The organism is Streptomyces sp. 11x1, from assembly GCF_032598905.1.
GTDB lineage: Bacteria > Actinomycetota > Actinomycetes > Streptomycetales > Streptomycetaceae > Streptomyces.
Window position 1 is genome coordinate 4,711,800 of the sequence record NZ_CP122458.1, and the last position, 16,216, is coordinate 4,728,015.

The 16,216-nt window shown below is 70.6% G+C and carries 17 protein-coding genes and 2 pseudogenes; 5 read left to right on the forward strand and 14 right to left on the reverse strand.

Translation table 11 applies throughout. The features are described from left to right. Window positions 1-67: 67 nt before the first annotated feature. From pyrE to P8T65_RS20585, 8 genes are all read right to left on the reverse strand, one after another. Window positions 68-622: an orotate phosphoribosyltransferase gene (gene pyrE / locus P8T65_RS20550; protein ID WP_184905565.1), complete on the reverse strand. Its 555-nt coding sequence runs from the start codon at window positions 620-622 to the stop codon at window positions 68-70. 48 nt (window positions 623-670) lie between these two features. Beyond that, window positions 671-1,471, reverse strand: coding sequence for an aldose 1-epimerase (locus P8T65_RS20555; RefSeq protein WP_316726758.1), 801 nt, complete (start codon window positions 1,469-1,471; stop codon window positions 671-673). Between the two features lie 412 nt (window positions 1,472-1,883). Continuing rightward, entirely contained in the window at window positions 1,884-2,897 is a 1,014-nt protein-coding gene (locus P8T65_RS20560) for an SRPBCC family protein (protein WP_316726760.1), read from the reverse strand. Window positions 2,898-3,012: 115 nt separating this feature from the next. After that, on the reverse strand, window positions 3,013-4,659 hold the full coding sequence (locus tag P8T65_RS20565) for a polyamine aminopropyltransferase (protein WP_316726761.1): 1,647 nt from the start codon (window positions 4,657-4,659) through the stop codon (window positions 3,013-3,015). A 354-nt stretch (window positions 4,660-5,013) separates the two neighbouring features. Continuing rightward, a complete protein-coding gene (locus P8T65_RS20570; protein ID WP_184905573.1) occupies window positions 5,014-5,535 on the reverse strand; it encodes a DUF2617 family protein in 522 nt (173 codons plus the stop codon). 520 nt (window positions 5,536-6,055) lie between these two features. Continuing rightward, entirely contained in the window at window positions 6,056-6,454 is a 399-nt protein-coding gene (locus P8T65_RS20575) for a hypothetical protein (protein ID WP_316726763.1), read from the reverse strand. A 134-nt stretch (window positions 6,455-6,588) separates the two neighbouring features. Further along, window positions 6,589-6,804: a hypothetical protein gene (locus P8T65_RS20580; protein WP_316726764.1), complete on the reverse strand. Its 216-nt coding sequence runs from the start codon at window positions 6,802-6,804 to the stop codon at window positions 6,589-6,591. Window positions 6,805-6,953: 149 nt separating this feature from the next. Further along, the gene (locus P8T65_RS20585) at window positions 6,954-7,190 is read right to left on the reverse strand and encodes a hypothetical protein (RefSeq protein ID WP_316726765.1); all 237 of its coding nucleotides are present in this window, start codon (window positions 7,188-7,190) and stop codon (window positions 6,954-6,956) included. A gap of 253 nt (window positions 7,191-7,443) precedes the next feature. On the opposite strand from P8T65_RS20585, the gene P8T65_RS20590 reads away from it, so the two are divergent. Together P8T65_RS20590 and P8T65_RS20595 are read left to right on the forward strand one after the other, a co-directional pair. Next, window positions 7,444-7,902: a hypothetical protein gene (locus P8T65_RS20590; protein ID WP_316726766.1), complete on the forward strand. Its 459-nt coding sequence runs from the start codon at window positions 7,444-7,446 to the stop codon at window positions 7,900-7,902. A gap of 111 nt (window positions 7,903-8,013) precedes the next feature. Beyond that, complete coding sequence (locus P8T65_RS20595) at window positions 8,014-9,261, forward strand: pyridoxal phosphate-dependent aminotransferase (protein ID WP_316726767.1); 1,248 nt, start codon at window positions 8,014-8,016, stop codon at window positions 9,259-9,261. Window positions 9,262-9,397: 136 nt separating this feature from the next. Here P8T65_RS20595 and P8T65_RS20600 read toward each other — a convergent pair whose 3' ends face one another. Together P8T65_RS20600 and P8T65_RS20605 are read right to left on the reverse strand one after the other, a co-directional pair. Further along, entirely contained in the window at window positions 9,398-9,748 is a 351-nt protein-coding gene (locus tag P8T65_RS20600; RefSeq protein WP_316726768.1) for a hypothetical protein, read from the reverse strand. Then, window positions 9,745-10,230, reverse strand: coding sequence for a prevent-host-death family protein (locus P8T65_RS20605; protein WP_316726769.1), 486 nt, complete (start codon window positions 10,228-10,230; stop codon window positions 9,745-9,747). Before P8T65_RS20605 ends, P8T65_RS20600 begins: the two co-directional genes overlap by 4 nt. Window positions 10,231-10,598: 368 nt before the next feature. Between P8T65_RS20605 and P8T65_RS20610 the strand changes: the two genes are divergently transcribed. Both P8T65_RS20610 and P8T65_RS20615 read left to right on the forward strand, forming a co-directional pair. Further along, complete coding sequence (locus P8T65_RS20610; protein ID WP_316726770.1) at window positions 10,599-11,444, forward strand: potassium channel family protein; 846 nt, start codon at window positions 10,599-10,601, stop codon at window positions 11,442-11,444. 17 nt (window positions 11,445-11,461) lie between these two features. After that, window positions 11,462-11,774: pseudogene (locus P8T65_RS20615) on the forward strand (aminotransferase class I/II-fold pyridoxal phosphate-dependent enzyme); the annotation flags it as partial. 304 nt (window positions 11,775-12,078) lie between these two features. Here the strand turns inward: P8T65_RS20615 and P8T65_RS20620 are convergent. Beyond that, window positions 12,079-12,633 carry a Uma2 family endonuclease gene (locus tag P8T65_RS20620; protein WP_316726771.1) on the reverse strand — a complete coding sequence of 185 codons (555 nt, stop codon included), beginning with the start codon at window positions 12,631-12,633 and terminating at the stop codon, window positions 12,079-12,081. Between the two features lie 173 nt (window positions 12,634-12,806). Between P8T65_RS20620 and P8T65_RS20625 the strand changes: the two are divergent. Then, window positions 12,807-13,247: pseudogene (locus P8T65_RS20625) on the forward strand (aminotransferase class I/II-fold pyridoxal phosphate-dependent enzyme); the annotation flags it as partial. 30 nt (window positions 13,248-13,277) lie between these two features. Here P8T65_RS20625 and P8T65_RS20630 read toward each other — a convergent pair. The 3 genes from P8T65_RS20630 to P8T65_RS20640 form a co-directional block, all read right to left on the reverse strand. Beyond that, window positions 13,278-14,927, reverse strand: coding sequence for a M4 family metallopeptidase (locus P8T65_RS20630; protein WP_316726772.1), 1,650 nt, complete (start codon window positions 14,925-14,927; stop codon window positions 13,278-13,280). A 332-nt stretch (window positions 14,928-15,259) separates the two neighbouring features. Further along, window positions 15,260-15,424, reverse strand: a complete 165-nt coding sequence (locus P8T65_RS20635; protein ID WP_316726773.1) for a hypothetical protein — start codon at window positions 15,422-15,424, stop codon at window positions 15,260-15,262. 206 nt (window positions 15,425-15,630) lie between these two features. Next, window positions 15,631-16,167: a YbjN domain-containing protein gene (locus tag P8T65_RS20640; protein WP_184905588.1), complete on the reverse strand. Its 537-nt coding sequence runs from the start codon at window positions 16,165-16,167 to the stop codon at window positions 15,631-15,633. Between the last annotated feature and the right edge of the window lie 49 nt (window positions 16,168-16,216).

Genomic DNA, 16,216 nt, shown 5'->3' on the forward strand with positions numbered 1-16,216 from the left:
CTCCGGCCAGGGTGTCCGGAACTGTTCGGTAACCCCTGACCTTGGTGTTCCTCCCGGCGAGTCGGCCTCAGTCGAGACCCAGTTCGTCCTTCGAGAACGCGAACCGGTACGGGACTCCGGCGCCCTGCTCGATCTTCTCGGCGGCACCGGTGGCACGGTCGACGATCGTGGCGACGGCGACGACCTCGGCACCGGCCTCGCGGACGGCCTCGACGGCGGTGAGCGGGGAGCCGCCGGTGGTGGAGGTGTCCTCGACGACGAGGACGCGACGGCCCTTGATGTCGGGGCCCTCCACCCGGCGCTGCAGACCGTGCGCCTTGGCGGCCTTGCGGACGACGAACGCGTCCAGCCTGCGGCCCCGGGCGGCGGCCGCGTGCAGCATCGCGCCGGCGACCGGGTCGGCGCCCATCGTGAGACCGCCGACCGCGTCGAAGTCGAGGTCGGCGGTCAGGTCGAGGAGGACCTGACCGACCAGCGGGGCGGCCTCGCCGTCGAGGGTGACGCGGCGCAGGTCGACGTAGTAGTCCGCCTCCAGACCCGACGACAGGGTCACCTTGCCGTGCACCACGGCCTTGTCCTTGATCTGCTGCAGCAAAGATCCACGTACGTCCACGTCAGTCATGGCAGTCAGCTTAAGGGGGCCCTTATGTCCGCTTACAGGCGTGTCCGCTTACAGGCGACGCCAGGTCCAGGTCGTGCTCGCCTCCAGCGGGTCGATGGGGGTGACCAGACGGGGGTGGGTGTTGAGGCCGTTGGGCGGGCCGGTCTGCGGTTCGACGCACACGGCCTCCGCCTGCTCGTCGTAGACCACGACCCACTCCTCGCGCGAGGTCACCTTGAGCTCCAGCCGTTCCGGCCAGGTGAGGGTGACGTCGACGCCGTCGGGCATCCCGAAGCAGTCGTCCCACGGGCCGCTCTTGGGATCGACGCGGTTACCGGTGGGCAGATGGTCCGCGCCCCGCTCCTCCTGCCAGGCGGGCTGGAAGTCGATCCGTACGTCCGCGTCCTCGCCGCCGCCGTCCAGGTTCCGGTTGAACCAGGGGTGCCAGCCGATCTGGGCCGGGAAGGAGGAGTCGTACGCCTCCACGGCCATGGTGAGGGTGAGGGCGTCGGGGGCGAGGGCGAACACCTGGGTGACACGGCCGGGGTAGGGCCAGGGTTCGACCAGGTCGTAGATGAGGACGGCCTCGGTGGCGTCGTGACGGGCGACGCGCCAGGCGCCCTCGCGGGTGGTGCCGTGGATGGCGTGGGGCGGGGCGTTGAGGGGCATCTGCTGGACGAAGCCGCCGCTGAGGAACTGTCCGTCGCGGATACGTCCGCACCACGGCACCATCGGGAAGCAGCCGAACCGCTCGCCCTGCCGCAGCAGTTCGACCCCACCGACGCGCAGCCCCGCGACCCGGCCACCGTTCCCCGGCGCCAACACGACCTCCGCGTCACCCGCGGCCAACGTGATCTCTTCACTACTCACGCCTCGACCCTACTGGTCGACGGGACGGGGGAGTTACGGACGACGATGCCGCGGCGCGAGTCGCCGGGGGGTGAGGCGGGAAGAGGTGGTGGGGGGAAGGCCGGGAGCAGGAAGGGGCGGCTGGCCCCGGACCGGAAAAGGGCCGTAGGCAAGCCGGCGCCGACCGACAGCAGAACTGGGCCGAGGAATGGGCACAGCCCGGCGGCCTACGATCAGCGGCGTCTGCGCAAGGCCCGACTCACGATGATGGCCGACGCCACAGCCAGGGCCGCCGCAGGCACCGCCCAGCGGAGGGCAGCGCTCGCGGGCACCGCGCCGAGCGCCGGCACCGGGAACGGAGCTGAAACCCAGAGCCGGGCCAGTTCGACAGCAGAACTGAGCCGAAGAGCGGGCACAGCCCGGCGGCCTACGATCAGCGGCGTCTGCGCAAGGCCCGACTCACGATGATGGCCGACGCCACAGCCAGGGCCGCCGCAGGCACCGCCCAGCGGAGGGCAGCGCTCGCGGGCACCGCGCCGAGCGCCGGCACCGGGGCGTATCTGCCGCGGGGTGGGGCGTGGTCCACCTCCTCCGCACTGCGGCCGATCATCGTCCGGCGGGCGTGCGCCGCCTCGGCCGGGGGTTCGTCCCCGGCGACGAAGCCGCCCTCGCCGAAGGGGTCCAGAGCCGAGGGTGGGACGTCGGTCTCGAAAACGGAGGCCGACGGCTCGTCCTCAGCGGAGACCGGGGGTTCTTCGTCAGCGGTGGCCGGGGGGTTCTCCTCGTCGGCGGTGGCCGGGGGCTCCTCGTCGGCGGTGGCCGGGGGCTCCTCGTCACCGGAAGCCGGGGGTTTCTCGTCGCCGGAAGCCGGGGGTTTCTCGTCGGCGGTGGCACCGGGCTCGCCGTCGGCCTCGGGCTTGGCTCCGTCCGCGGGCTTGGGTGCGGCCGGCTGTTCTTCCTCGGCCGGGGCCGGGGGCTTTCCGTGCTCGTCCTGGTCGGCGGGGGCTTCGCCTTCGGATGCCGTCGGCCCCGCCGCACCCAGGTTCTCCGCGAACCTGTCCAGCAGACGGGTCGTCGCCGAGGTCACCGAGTCGGGCGGGAGGTCGGTGATCCGGCCGGTGGCGGTCGCGGCGGCAGAGCAGGCGATGGTCGTGCCCTCACCGGCCTGGACGAGGCGGAGGGTCAGGGTGAGTTTCACGGTGCCGGAGCCCCTGACCTCGGCGGCGTCCCCCTCCACGACGTAGGAGCCGTCCTCCTGCGGCGTGACACGCAGGGTGCCCCGGTAGGTGATGGTGTGCCCCGCGACCCGTACCTTCAGGCGCCCGGCGACCGGCGGCGTACCCGCGTCCTGCTGGAGCCCGGGGACCGCTCGGGCCACCCGCTCGGGGTCGGACAGCGCCTCCCGGAGGCGGCCGACGGGAACCGGAACGAACACCTCATGCTCCATGGCAGTCGAGCCTACCCACGAGGCCCCGCACCGCACCCGTACATACGCGTTATTGCTCGTGTTCCGCCCACGCGGCCCCACACACCTCCCTGCGCCCCACCACCCCCTCCACGGCTCAGCCCGCGTACCTCGGGTGCACCAGTGTCGACGGCGGCAGGTCCCGCAACCCGTCGGCCGCGCTGAGCCGCATCACCTCGGCGCCGAGGGCCGGGGCCGGGCGGCGGCCGTCGTAGGGCGAGGGACGGGTCGCCAGGACGAAGCCCCAGTCGTGGGGCGCGCTGGAGGTGTGGGCCGTACGGTCGGGGCCGGTGACGAAACCGGGGTCGGCGGCCGTGACCCTGTAGGGCGTGGTGCGCAGCCCGGCGGCGCGGACGGTCGCGTCGACGGTCCAGAACACCCGCCGCCGGGACGCCACCGGCCCGGCGTGCACCACCATGCGCCCGTCGACCGCCAGGACCTCGCGGGCCAGCCCGTACAGCTCCTGCGAGTAGAGCTTGGTGCTCGCGGTGATCCCGGGGTCGGGGAGGTCCGAGATCACGACGTCGTACGGCTCGGTCGGCCGGGCGCCGCGCAGCCAGGCGAAGGAGTCCTCCGTGTGGACGCGTACCCGGTCGTCGTCGTGGGCGTGGCCGTTGAGCGCGGAGAGCGCCGGGTCCGTGCGGGCCAGGCGCACCACGCCCGGGTCGATCTCGACGATGTCCACACGGCGTACGCCGTCGTGGCGGAGCACCTCGCGGGCGGCGAGGCCGTCACCGCCGCCGAGGACGAGGACACGGGCGTGCGGTCCGGCGGTCATGGCGGGGTGGACGAGGGCCCGGTGGTAGCGCTGTTCGTCGTTGCCGTTGATGCGCAGCCGGCCGTCGAGGTAGAGGGAGAACGGGCGGCCGTCCCGGCCGCCGGTGAGGACGACCTCCTGCCGACCGGTCTGCCACGCGACGCGGACGTCCTTGCCGTACATCGCGCGCCGTGCGGCACGCTCGAAGTCGTCCACCTGTACGGCGGCGGTGGCGAGGAGGCCGAGCACGGCGAGGTTGGTGACCAGCAGCAGCCATCGGGCGCGGCGGGTCAGGTCGCGGTGGAACAGACCGAGGACGAGCGCGCCGCCGACCAGGACGTTGACCGTGCCGGTGAGCAGGGCGCCGGTCAACTGGCCGAGCCAGGGCAGCAGGAGGAAGGGGAAGGCGAGGCCGCCGACGAGCGCGCCCACGTAGTCGGCCGCGAACAGGTCGGCGACCGCGCCGCCCGCGTCCTGGCGGCGGATGCGCTGGATCAGCTCCATCAGCAGCGGGACCTCGGCGCCGATGAGCAGGCCGATGGCCAGGGAGAAGGCGACGAGGAGGTAGCGGGAGCCGCTCGCCCACATGCCGCCCCAGTCGCCGGTCCAGGCGAACGCGGCGTACAGCGCGAGGGCGCTGCAGCCGCCGACGAGGGCGAGGGCGGCCTCGATGAGGCCGAAACCGAGGGCCGCGCGGGGGCGGAGGCGTTTGGCGCCGAGGGAGCCGATGCCCATGGCGAAGACCATGACCGAGAGGACCACGGAGGCCTGGGTGACGGAGTCGCCGATCAAGTACGAGGCGAGGGCGACGAGTTCGAGTTCGTACACCAGTCCACAGGCGGCGCAGACGAATACGCCGGCGAGGACGAGGAAACGGCCGAGTCCCGGGCGGACCGGGAGCCACGCCTGGGCACCCGGGCCCGGGCCGCCGTTGCCGCGCCAGGGGGGAGGGGCGCCGGGGGGTGCGGGGGCGTGCGGCTCGATCACTCCTGGCACGCTACCGTCACGGTCGCGCTGCACTGGGTCACCCACACGGGTGATCTGCGACGCTTGGCCGGGTGCCTGATAGCTCGGGGGTTCGGGTGGGTGGGCGGCTGCGGCTCCGGTGGGGCTTCTCGCGCAGTTCCCCGCGCCCCTGAAAACCGGGGGCTACGCCCCACGCTTTTCAGACCCGCAGCCCCGTGCTCATCAAGCCCGCAGGGCCGTGCGCTTGCAGGCCCGCAGGGCCGTGCGCTTGCAGGCCCGCAGGGCCTGGTCTTTCAGGGGCGCGGGGAACTGCGCGAGAAGCCCCACGAGCCGCACCCGCCGACGAACCCGCACCCCCGAGCTATCAGGCACCCATCACAGCGCCGCAGGCACCGGCACCCCCACCCTCGTTCTCGTGGCCACCAGTTGCCCGTCCTGGGGATACGCGTGCCACGTACGCCAGTGCACCTGCCCCTCGTGACGCTGCGCCAGCATCGCCGTGAAGGCGTGCGGGCTGCCGGGGAAGACCCCGGCCAGTCCATGGGGATGGTCGGAGACGAGCGCCAGGAGTTCCTGGGCCCGGCCCGCGAACGACCCCGGCGACAAGACCTCGACCCGCGCGGCGAATTCGTACTCCCAGTCGCCCACACGTTTGGCCACCCCGAGCGGGAGCGGCGTGCTGGATCCCGGGATGCACGCGACCGTCTCCGAACAGTGGCTCCCCCGCTCCTCCTCCAGGAGAACCTGATGGGACGCGCCGAGCAGCCTCAACTGCAGCTTCGCACCGGTGAGTTCGAGATCGAGCGTGGCGAGCGCGGGCAGCGGCTCGCGCCCCAGCGCCCAGGCGAGGTCGGCCGCGCGCGTGTCGGTGTAGGCGGTGTTCAGGGTCGTGAGCATGGGTCGGCTCCGCAGCGACGCAAAGAGAAGAGGAGGTGGGTCCGGCGCACCCCGGTAGGCACCGGGAGCTGAGGCCCGGTCAGCCAGGTCACGTGAGGACGACGTCCCGGTCGGTCCGGTCAGCCAGGTCAGGCCTGCCGGGAGGGACGTCCGGGGGCTGCGTTGGCGATTTATAGGGAATCATGAACTGTGGCGCCACCACAGCGTTTTTACCCAACTTGACGTGCTTTCCATCCCCCCGAGGGCTGCCCAGCTCAACTGTTCAACCAGGCGTACGCCCCGTCGGTCGACGCGCTCCCCACGCGCCCATCGGGCCGGGCGCGCGAACTCGGGGGAGCGCCTGCCGGACAACCGGGCCCACCCGGCGTACTCAGGCGTGAAAAAACGCCACATCGGTGCGCCTGCCCCCTTGTGACGGATATACACACGCGAACCTGGACACGCGAACCTGGATACGCGAGCGCCCGCCGGGAGGTTCGTCCCGACGGGCGCTCGTGTCGTGGAGCTCGGCTGCCCCGTGTCAGCTGCCTCCACCGCATCCGCCCCCGCCGCCTCCGCAGGAGGACCCGCCACCGCAGGACGAGCCGCTACTGCTTCCGCACGAGGAACCACTGCTGCTGCCGCAGGACGAGCCACCACCACCGGACGACGAACCGCGGTCGTCGTCCGAGGAGTGGGACGATCCCGAGTCGCCGACGGTCGCCGCCCCGATCACCCACCAGCTGTTGTCGGAGCTGCTGTTGTGGGCACCGCTGCCGCTTCGGCTGCCGCGGTACGCGCTGCCGCCCCGGGCGGACGTCCGACGCCGCCCTGCCGCCGTACGTGCCGCGTTCGCCCTGCCGCGGTTGACGGCCACGACGACCACCGTCACCACACAGACCACCACCAGGATGATGCCGATCACCGCGATCGCGTTCATGGCGTCACCCCTCCCCTCTTGTCCTGAGTCCCCCGAAGCCACCCCCCGTGGGTGCCTCGTTCATATGCGTGTCGCGGGAGCCCCCGCCGGTTGACCGCTCGGACCGAGTCGAGCGAGTCCGGAAACGCGCTCGGTCAGCTGCCGCCGCAGCCGCCCCCACCGCAGGAGGACCCGCCTCCGCAGGACGAGCCGCCCCCGCAGGACGAACCGCTGGACGACGAACTGCTGGACGAGCCCTTGTCCGCCCACCAGCTGCCGCGCCGGGCGCGTCGCCTGGCACTCCTGACGACTCCGACGACGATGCCCAGACCGATGGCGCTGAGCACCAGGATGAAACCGACATCCGCCATGGCCCACCCTCCCTTCTTCCTTGCTCGTGTCCCCCGAAGCGACCCCCCGTGGGTGCCTCGCTCACTTGCGTGTGGCGGGGATGCCCCCGCCGGTGACCGCCCAAAGCCGAGTTGAGCAAGTCCAGAGCTTCGCGCGCGGCGGCACGTCCTCAGCTGCCGCCACCGCAACCGCCGCCACCGCCGCCTCCCCCGCCGCACGACGAGCCACCGCCGCACGACGAGCCACCGCCGCAGGAGAACCAGCTGCCGCCCCCGGACGACCGGTGGGACGACCCGCCGTCCGCCCACCAGCTGCTGCGGCGGCTGCGCCGCGAGCCTCGGCCGAGCGACGACAGCACCCCGATCAGGGCCACCGCGCCCAGGAAGAGAATGAAGAAGCCATCCATGACGGCACCCGCCTTTCGTTCCCCCGTACGGACCCCCCGTGGGCCGTGCGTGACGTGGGGATGCCCTCGCGTCTCACCGGTCAAAGCCGAGTTGAGCAAGTTCAGAGGGTTCTCCCGGGTCAACACCTCCTGACCTGCACAGACATGCGGGTCGCGGGCCGCCCGACTTGCGGTTCCGGGTGGCCGCGCGAACCTGGAGCGGAGGGGAGGGACGTGAACACCTGTCCGGGCGTTGAACAAGGAGACGGATCATATGTCTGTTCGAAGCATGGCATCGGCGCGGCTCACGGACGGTCGTCCGCAGGTGTTCGCGGGGAGCAACCACGGGCTGTTCACCCGTTGGAAGGTGAGCGAGCACCCGGATGCCGGCTGGACCGACTGGCAGCCGTTCGACTTCGACCACGGCCGCGTGGTGTCGCTGGCCGCGGCCCCGCTCACGGACGAACGGCCCCAGATCTTCGCCGTGTCCGAAGGCGGCGAGCTGTGGAGCACCTGGAAGGTGAGCACCGACCCCAGCGCCGCGTGGGCCGACTGGACGAAGTTCAACGGCCTGCCGGGCTCGGCCCGCAGTGTGGGTGTGGCCACCCTGACGGACGGCCGTCCGCAGATCGTGGTCGGCACCGACAGCGGTTCGGTGTCCTCGTGGAAGGTGAGCACCCACCCCGACGACGCCTGGTCCGAGTGGTCCTCCTTCGACGGTCCGCCCGCCTGATCGCGGGACGCACGGCGCCCGGCCGGGGCTTCCCGGCCGGGCGGTGCGCGGAGCGACACCGCAGGTGCCGCTCCGTACGCGGGTTGAGGAAGACCAGAGCTTCGGCGCAGGATGACGGCCATGACCTCCACCGCAAGCTCCGCCCCCGCCCCTCGTCCGGTGCTCAACCGGCGGCTCGCCGAGTTCGGGACGACGATCTTCGCCGAGATGTCGGCGCTCGCCCTGCGGACCGGGTCGATCAACCTCGGACAGGGCTTCCCGGACACGGACGGCCCCGAGGAGATCCGCGAGGCGGCCGTTCGGGCGCTGCGGGACGGCCGGGGCAACCAGTACCCGCCCGGCCCCGGCGTGCCCGAGCTGCGGGCCGCGATCGTCGACCACCAGCGGCGACGGTACGGACTGACGTTCGACCCGGACACCGAGGTGCTGGTCACCGCCGGTGCCACGGAGGCCATCGCGGCCGCCCTGCTCGGGCTGCTGGAGCCGGGCGACGAGGTGGTGGCCCTGGAGCCGTACTACGACTCGTACGCGGCCTGCATCGCGATGGCGGGCGGAACGCGCGTACCGGTGACGCTGCGGCCGTCGGAAGAGTCGGACGAGAGGCCCGGCGACACGGGCGGGGACCGGCGGTTCCGGCTGGACCTCGACGAACTGCGGGACGCCGTCACCGACCGGACCCGGCTCCTGCTGATCAACACACCGCACAACCCGACCGGAACGGTCCTCACCCGCCAGGAGCTGACGGCGATCGCCGAGCTGGCGGTGGAGCGGGACCTGCTGGTGGTGACGGACGAGGTCTACGAGCACCTGGTCTTCGACGACGCCGAGCACCTGCCGCTGGCGTCGTTCCCCGGGATGCGGGAGCGGACGGTCACCATCGGGTCGGCGGGCAAGACGTTCTCGTTCACCGGGTGGAAGGTGGGCTGGGTTACCGGAACCGCGGAACTGGTGACCGCCGTGCGTTCCGCCAAGCAATTCCTGACGTACGTCGCCTCCGGGCCCTTCCAGTACGCCGTCGCCGAGGCGCTGGCGCTGCCCGACACGTACTTCGAGGGGTTCCGCTCGGACATGCAGGCCAAGCGGGACCTGCTCAGCGCTGGCCTCATCGACGCCGGCTTCACCGTCTTCCGGCCGACCGGCACCTACTTCGTCACCACCGACATCCGCCAACTCGGCGAGGCCGACGGCCTCGCCTTCTGCCGCGCCCTCCCCGAGCGGGCGGGTGTCGTCGCCATCCCAAACGCGGTCTTCTACGACCACAAAGAGGCCGGGGCACCCTACGTGCGGTTCGCGTTCTGCAAACGCACCGAGGTACTGGCGGACGCGACAGAACGACTCCGCAGGGCATTCGCGCACTGACCGCCGCTGCATGGGGTCAGTCGCCCTTGGCACGGCCGTCCTCCGACTCCGGTCGGCCCGCCAACTGCACCGCAAGAGCCCATCGCAACCCGCGCCCCGGTTCGCCTTGCCTTCCGCACGGGCGAAACGCCGGAGGCTATTCGGTGTCCTTCGGGTGTCGCGGGGAGGCGTACACCAGGATCACAGTCGAGGTATCCGTACTGACCAGGTAGCGGACCCGGCCGCCGCTGGTGATCTCGTACTCCCACTGCTCCGGCTCGGAGCCCTTCCATTCCCTGGTGGCATGCCTGCCGCGGAGCTGGTGCCGGCGATTCCAGTTGGCCCGCGACAGCGGGTCCGTGCGAAGGGCTTCCAGGCAGCGATGGGCGTTCGGCAACGCCACCCGGCACAGCTCCTCCCAACCGGTCGCGGCCTCCGTCGTCCCGTAAATGACGTTCCAGCCGCTCAGCGGAGGAACGCTGACCCGATCGCCTTTCTTCGGACTCACTCGTGCACCTCGACGGGACCGAGGTCGACGTCACCGAGCGGACGGAGCGCTTCCCTGAGCTGGTCAGGGTCGGCGTTGATGCGAGCGGTGGCCCGCCACGAGACGATCGCTCGGTGCACAGCCTCCCTGGCGCCCAGCTCAGCGGCGTCGGACAGCGCTTCCAGAAGCTCGACGGTGAATTCCCGGATTTCCTCAGCGTCCAGGTGACGCACCCACGGGAACACCTCGGGCAGCGCGAGCATGAGCGACTTGGCACCGTCGTCCTGCTTCAACAGTGCAAGAAACAGCCGGGACGCCGTGGTCAGGTTTTCCTCGGTGCGCTCTGCGTATATGGCCGTGGTCAACACCATGTCGGGCGCGTCTCGGTGCGTGACACGCAGGCATCCCAGGGCGGCGGCCCTGGCAGCGACAGCCCTCGGGTTCCGCGACAGATCGGTGAACGAGACAGACTCCGATTCGAATGCCAAGGGTGCGACGCTCATACTCAGACTGTACTCTGATTGCGCTCTGATTTCTATCGCGCGACGTGGATAGCAGCTGAAAGCCCCACTCCTGCGACAGGACCCACCCCCTCCGACGCTGCTGCTGCGCCGGCAGCAAGTGCATGAACACCGGTTCGCCTTCCGTGAACGGACAGACGTGCTGGAGGAGGCCGCGGCCCGTCTCAAGACGCTGGGCACGTAGGGCCCTTGGCCGTGGCGCCCCCGCTGTGAGGGGCGGTGCCACGGGGAAGCGAGCCCGGTCCGGTGCGTGCGGCTCCAGCGTTCAGGCCCACAGTCGCGAGAAGGTGGCATAGCGGCGGAAGGGGAGCGGCATGGAGTGGCCGATTGCAGTCGTGGGAGCGCTTGTCGTGCTGCTCATCCTGCGGGACGTGTTCCACACGCTGTGGCATCCCACCCGCCACGGCGGCCTCAGCCGACTCGTCATGACAGCCGCGTGGCGGCTTACCTCGCGGCTCAGCACGCGCCGCCGGACGGCCGGCCTGGCGGGCCCGCTCGCCATGGTCGCGGTTGTTGCTCTGTGGGCTCTCACCACAACCGTCGGATGGGCGCTCATCTACTGGCCGCACATGCCGGGCTCCTTCACCTACGCCACCGGCCTTGAGCCTTCCGAGCACGCCGAATTTGCGGACGCAATGTACATCTCCCTTGTCAACATCACCACCCTCGGTCTTGGAGACATCGCACCGGCCACGGGATGGCTGCGCATCATCGCCCCCATGGAGGCCCTCGTCGGCTTCGCCCTTCTGAGCGCCACCGTCTCCTGGATCCTCGGCATCTACCCGGCCCTCGCTCGCCGGCGAGCCCTGGCCCTACGGCTCTCCCATCTGCGTCGCAGCCACCCCGCGACAGAGCAGGGCGCTCTTCTTGCCGATGCGGATCTGCTGGACAGTCTCTCCAGGGAAGTCGCCGTCGTCTCCATCGACTTCATGCAGTACGCCGAGTCCTACTATTTCTACGACGGCGACGACCGCACCTCCCTGGCCGGCCAGATCGGTTACGCCGCCGAACAAGCCGACCTGGCAGCATCCACCACTCACCGCAAGGCCCGGAACTCCGCCGCGGTACTCCAGGCAGCCCTTGAAGATCTCGCCGCCATCCTCGACGAGCGCTTCCTCCATACGGAAGGCACAACAAGTCAGGCGTTCGAGGCCTATGCACGCGACCACGGGCGGCAGTCGGGGCACACAGGCTGAGGTGAGGACTCGCGCCATACTTCGCGGGCTTCCGCGCGGGCATGCCGGCCAAACGGGACCTGCTCGCGGGCGGCCTTGGAGCGGGCGGGCTTCAAGGTCTTCCGCCCGGCCGGCACGTACTTCATCACCACCGGCATCCGGCCCCTTGGTGAGAGCGACGGTTTCACCTTCTGCCGTGCACTGCCGGAGCGCTGCGGGGTGGTCGCGATCCCCAACGCGGTCTTCTACGACCACCGTGAGCAGGGCTCACCCTTTGTTCGCTTCGCGTTCTGCAAGAAAAACGACGTTCTCCACGAGGCAGCCGGTCGACTGCAACGCCTCGCGTCCTGAACTCAGGCCGCCTTTGGGCTCGCTCGAAGCACGCGTCCTCTTCGGCAAGCTCGGCTGCCGTCTGGTCGCCCGCTACCTCAGGGCAGTACGTGGTGGTTGTCGCCCGCAGCAAACGCGGCTTCGAACTTCCTTGCGGCGAAACGGACTTCGTCGCACAAGCTCACGTCATGGAACGGCACGCCACCCTGGCCGATCTCGATCGACGAAAGGCCGGGCCATCCCAGCCGGCTGCCCCGACCAGGAACGACCACGTCCGGCGACGGCGGTGCCGACGGCACGGGCCTGGCCGGCGGGGAGTCCCTCGTCAGCGGGCGTCCGCCTCGGGATCCGGGCGCGGGAGTTCGTCGAGGTCGAGGGTGAAGGTGCGGCCGTCGGCCAGGGGGATGGGGAGCTTGCCCGTGCCGTACTTGTGGGTGTGTGCGGCGATGTAACCGGTGGCGGTCGGCAGGGTGTGAAGGACGACTTCCTGGGCGTAGGGGTCCACGACCAGGTAGATCGGGATTCCGCAGCGGCCGTACTTCGCGGTGCAGTCGTCGTAGTCCTTGCGTGCGGAAGAGGTCGAGACGACCTCGGAGATCAGCAGGACGTCCTCGAAGCTGTAGCGCTTGCCCTCCCGGCGGGCGTCCTCGCGGAGGATCGCCAGATCGGGGGCGGAGTTCTCGTCGGCGGGGAAGTCGATGTAGACGTCGGAGACGGTCTTCGCATGGCGCCCGAGGGACACGATCGTGTCGTACTGCATCGACTTGATCGTGCTGGAGTGCTCGAAGCTCCGCGGGGTCATGATCACCTTTCCGTCGGCCCCGAACAGAACCATGTATCCCTTGGGGAACTCGGTGTGCGCGATCGCGTCGACGCTCATCAACGGCTCCTTCCCGTGTGTGGTCAGGATACGACGGACAGTGCCGCGTCACCGAGACCGGCGGTACGGCCGGGAGACCGGTCCGGACAGGGTGTGCGGCCCGCTCACCGCCGGTGCCGGAGATCCGCATCGGGGCCTCTCGCACGACAGAGGAACAGGTAGGCCAACGAGGCGTCGCCTGGGTGACGGCCGCGCCCGAGCTGGTGACAGCAGTGCGCTCGGCGAAGCAGTACCTGACCTATGTGGCGTCCGGGCCGTTCCGGTACGCCGTCGCCGAGGCCCTCGCCCTGCCGGACAGCTACTTCGACGCGTTCCGCGCGGACATGCTGGCCAAGCGCGACCTGCTGTCGGCGGGACTCGCGGACGCCGGGTTCGGAGTGTTCCGCACGGCCGGCACCTAATTCATCACCACCGACATCCGCCCCCTGGGTGAGAGGGACGGCTTCGCCTTCTGCCGCGCGCTGCCCGAACGCGCCGGGGTGGTCGCCATCCCGAACGCCGTCTTCTACGACCACCGGGAGGCCGGCGCCCCGTTCGTACGGTTCGCGTTCTGCAAGCGCACCGAGGTGCTGGCAGACGCGACGGAACGGCTACGCAAGGCATTCGCGGGCTGACCGCCGCCGGTCCCGCCAGTTGACGGCCGCTCAGTTCACGTTGACCGCGCTCCAGGCCGCCGCCACCGTGTCGTACTCCGTGCTGCCCGCGCCGTAGAGGTCGCGAGCCGCGTTCAGGGTGGCCGTCCGCGCGCCGGCATAGTTCGTCGTGGACGTCATGTAGACGGTCAGGGCGCGGTACCAGATCGCGCCGAGCTTGGCGCGGCCGATGCCCGTGACGGTCGAGCCGTTGTACGTCGGGGAGTTGTAGGTGACCCCGTTGATGGTCTTGGTGCCGCTGCCCTCCGCGAGGAGGTAGGCGAAGTGGTTGGCGACGCCGGACGAGTAGTGGACGCTGAGGTTGGCGACGGAACCGCTCCAGTAGTCCGCGGAGCCGCCGTCCCTGCTCGGCTTGTCCATGTAGCGCAGGGCGTCGCGCCCCAAGCCGGAGCGGACGACCTTCTCTCCGATCAGGTAGTCGCCGGGGTCCTGCGCGTTCCCCGCGTGGAACTCGACCAGCGTTCCGAGGATGTCGGACGTCGCCTCGTTCAGACCGCCGGACTCGCCCGAGTAGACCAGTCCGGCGGTTCTCGAGGTCACGCCGTGGGACATCTCGTGGGCGGCCACGTCCAGCCCGACCATCGGCCCGAAGTGGACGCCGTTACCGTCGCCGTACGTCATGCAGAAGCAGTCGTCGGTCCAGTACGCGTTGGAGTACTTGTTGCCGTAGTGGACGCGGTTGTAGGAGCCCTTGCCGTCGTTGGCGATGCCGTTGCGGCCGTGCACGTCCTTGTAGTAGTCCCAGGTCATGGCGCTGCCGTACTGGGCGTCGAGGGCGACTGTCGAGCGGTCGGCGGTCGTGCCCGTGCCCCAGTGGTTGTCGTCGTCCGTGAAGAGGGTCAGGGGGACACGGCTGCTGCAGGTGCCGCCGGCGCACACGTCCGTCTTGTCGGCCGCGTCACCGGTGTAGGTGTTGCCGCGCGTGGGGTCCTTGAGCTGGTACGCCGATCCCGAGAGGGTCGTCTCCAGCGGGACGGTGCCGCTGTACAGGGACTGGCCGTCGCCGGCGACGGTCTCCATGGTGTCCCAGGCGTCGATCTGTGCGCCGGTGCGCGCGTCGGACAGCACCGCGCGGGCGACCGGGTTGCCGAGGGAGTCCAGGGCGGAGACGTTCGTGCGCCAGGCCAGTCTCGGGGCACCGTGCACAGCGTCGACGACGAGCTGGGGTCTGGCCTTCACCTGCTTCAGCGTCTCGCCCGGCCTGGCCGAGCGCAGGGCCTTCACGGCGACGTCGGCCGCCTTGGGGGCCGACACCTTGGGGGTGGTGCTCGGCAGCGAGATCGCCGCCCTCGCCGCCCGGTCGGCGCCGCGGTACGTTCCGTCGGGCGCCAGGTGAACGACGAAGTCGCCGCCGAGCACGGGTAGTTGGCGGTACGTCCGGTTGTACCGGACGTGCTGGGCGCCGTCCCTGTCCACGACCACGTCACGCACGGAGGTGTCCTGCGCGGAGGTGAGGCCCAGGACCGCGGCCCGGTCGGCGAGGACCGCCGCCGCGTTGTCGAGGGCGGTGGCACGCGTCGGCCTGTCGGCGGCGTCGGCGGCCGGGGAGAGGGCGGCGGCCAGCAGTGTGGCGGTGGTGGTGGCGGCGATGCCGACGGTGGCGAGACGGGAACCTCGGACGTGCTGCCGTAACCGACTCATCAGTGTCTTCTGTCTCCTGGAGAAATGCCTGGGGCGCGCGTGGGCGGCACCGGGGGGGGTGGCACATGAGAGGCGCCGGGGGCGGCGCCGATCTTGTGCTGGCATTCAAGAGGACAGCAGCATGTCATGTCCATACCCAATTGGCCCAGCGCGACCTGCTGTCGGCGAGGCTCGCGGACGCCGTCGTCCACGCAGGCCGGAAGAGGCCTGCCCGTCAGGAAGCCGAGGCAGGGGTGATCCGTGGTGCGCCGATCGGGAGGAGCTTTCGTTCGGCTTTCGCGCCGAACTGGAGCGTGACGCGGTGAATTACCACCGCGGTGAGGGCTGGTTGCTCACTCCGGACGCGGGAGCTCGTTGAGGTCGAGGGTGAAGGTGCGGCCGTCGGCCAAGGGGATGGGGAGCTTGCCCGTGCCGTACTTGTGGGTGTGTGCCGCGATGTACCCCGTGCCGGTCGGCTGGGTGTGGAGGACGACTTCCTGGGCGTAGGGGTCAACCACCAGGTAGATCGGGATGCCGTCCTTGCGCGCGGAGGAGGTCGAGACGACCTCGGAGATCAGCAGGACTGGGGCACACCGGGCAAGGCCGCGCCCGAGCTGGTGACTGCGGTGCGCTCGGCGAGAGGGCTGGCTTCGCCTTCGGGTGTCCCTCCGGACGGCCACCGGGGGCGGTCGGCCGCCGGTGGCCACGGAAGCGGGCGGGGCGGCTACGCGTCGCCCTCGTCGTCCTTGGGCTTGTCGGCCTCGTCGACGTCCTCGGCCAGGCCGAGCTGCTCGACGAGCCACTTGTCGAACTCGATGGCGGCGCGCACCCAGCTCACCGTCGACGAGACGAAGTGCTCCAGGCTGACGCCGGTGCCGATCAGCAGCTGGGCCTCGCCGATGAGGCGGACCGTGCCGTCGTCGTGGGTGTGGCTGTAGACCTTGGGCCACAGGGTGCGGCGGTTCCAGTCGTCGATGGTCTCCAGCAGGGCCGGCTTCTCGTCGATCTGGTGCGGGCGGTCGTAGAACGTGCGCACTGAGAAGACCTGCTGGTCACCCTCGCCACGGAACATGAAGTACGTACGGAATTCCTCCCACGGCGCCGCGAGGTCACCCTCGTCGTCGACGACGTACTTCAGCTCCATCTGGTCCAGGAGCTGCTTCACGAGGTCCTGATCCGGGACCACGGGGCCGGGCGGCGGGCCGGGCTGCGGCTCGGGCTGGCCCCCGAAGTTCGGAATCGAGGACGGGTCGATGCTCACCGTGATTTTCCCTTCGTACGGATTCCGCCATCCTCCCCCATGCGGGGGC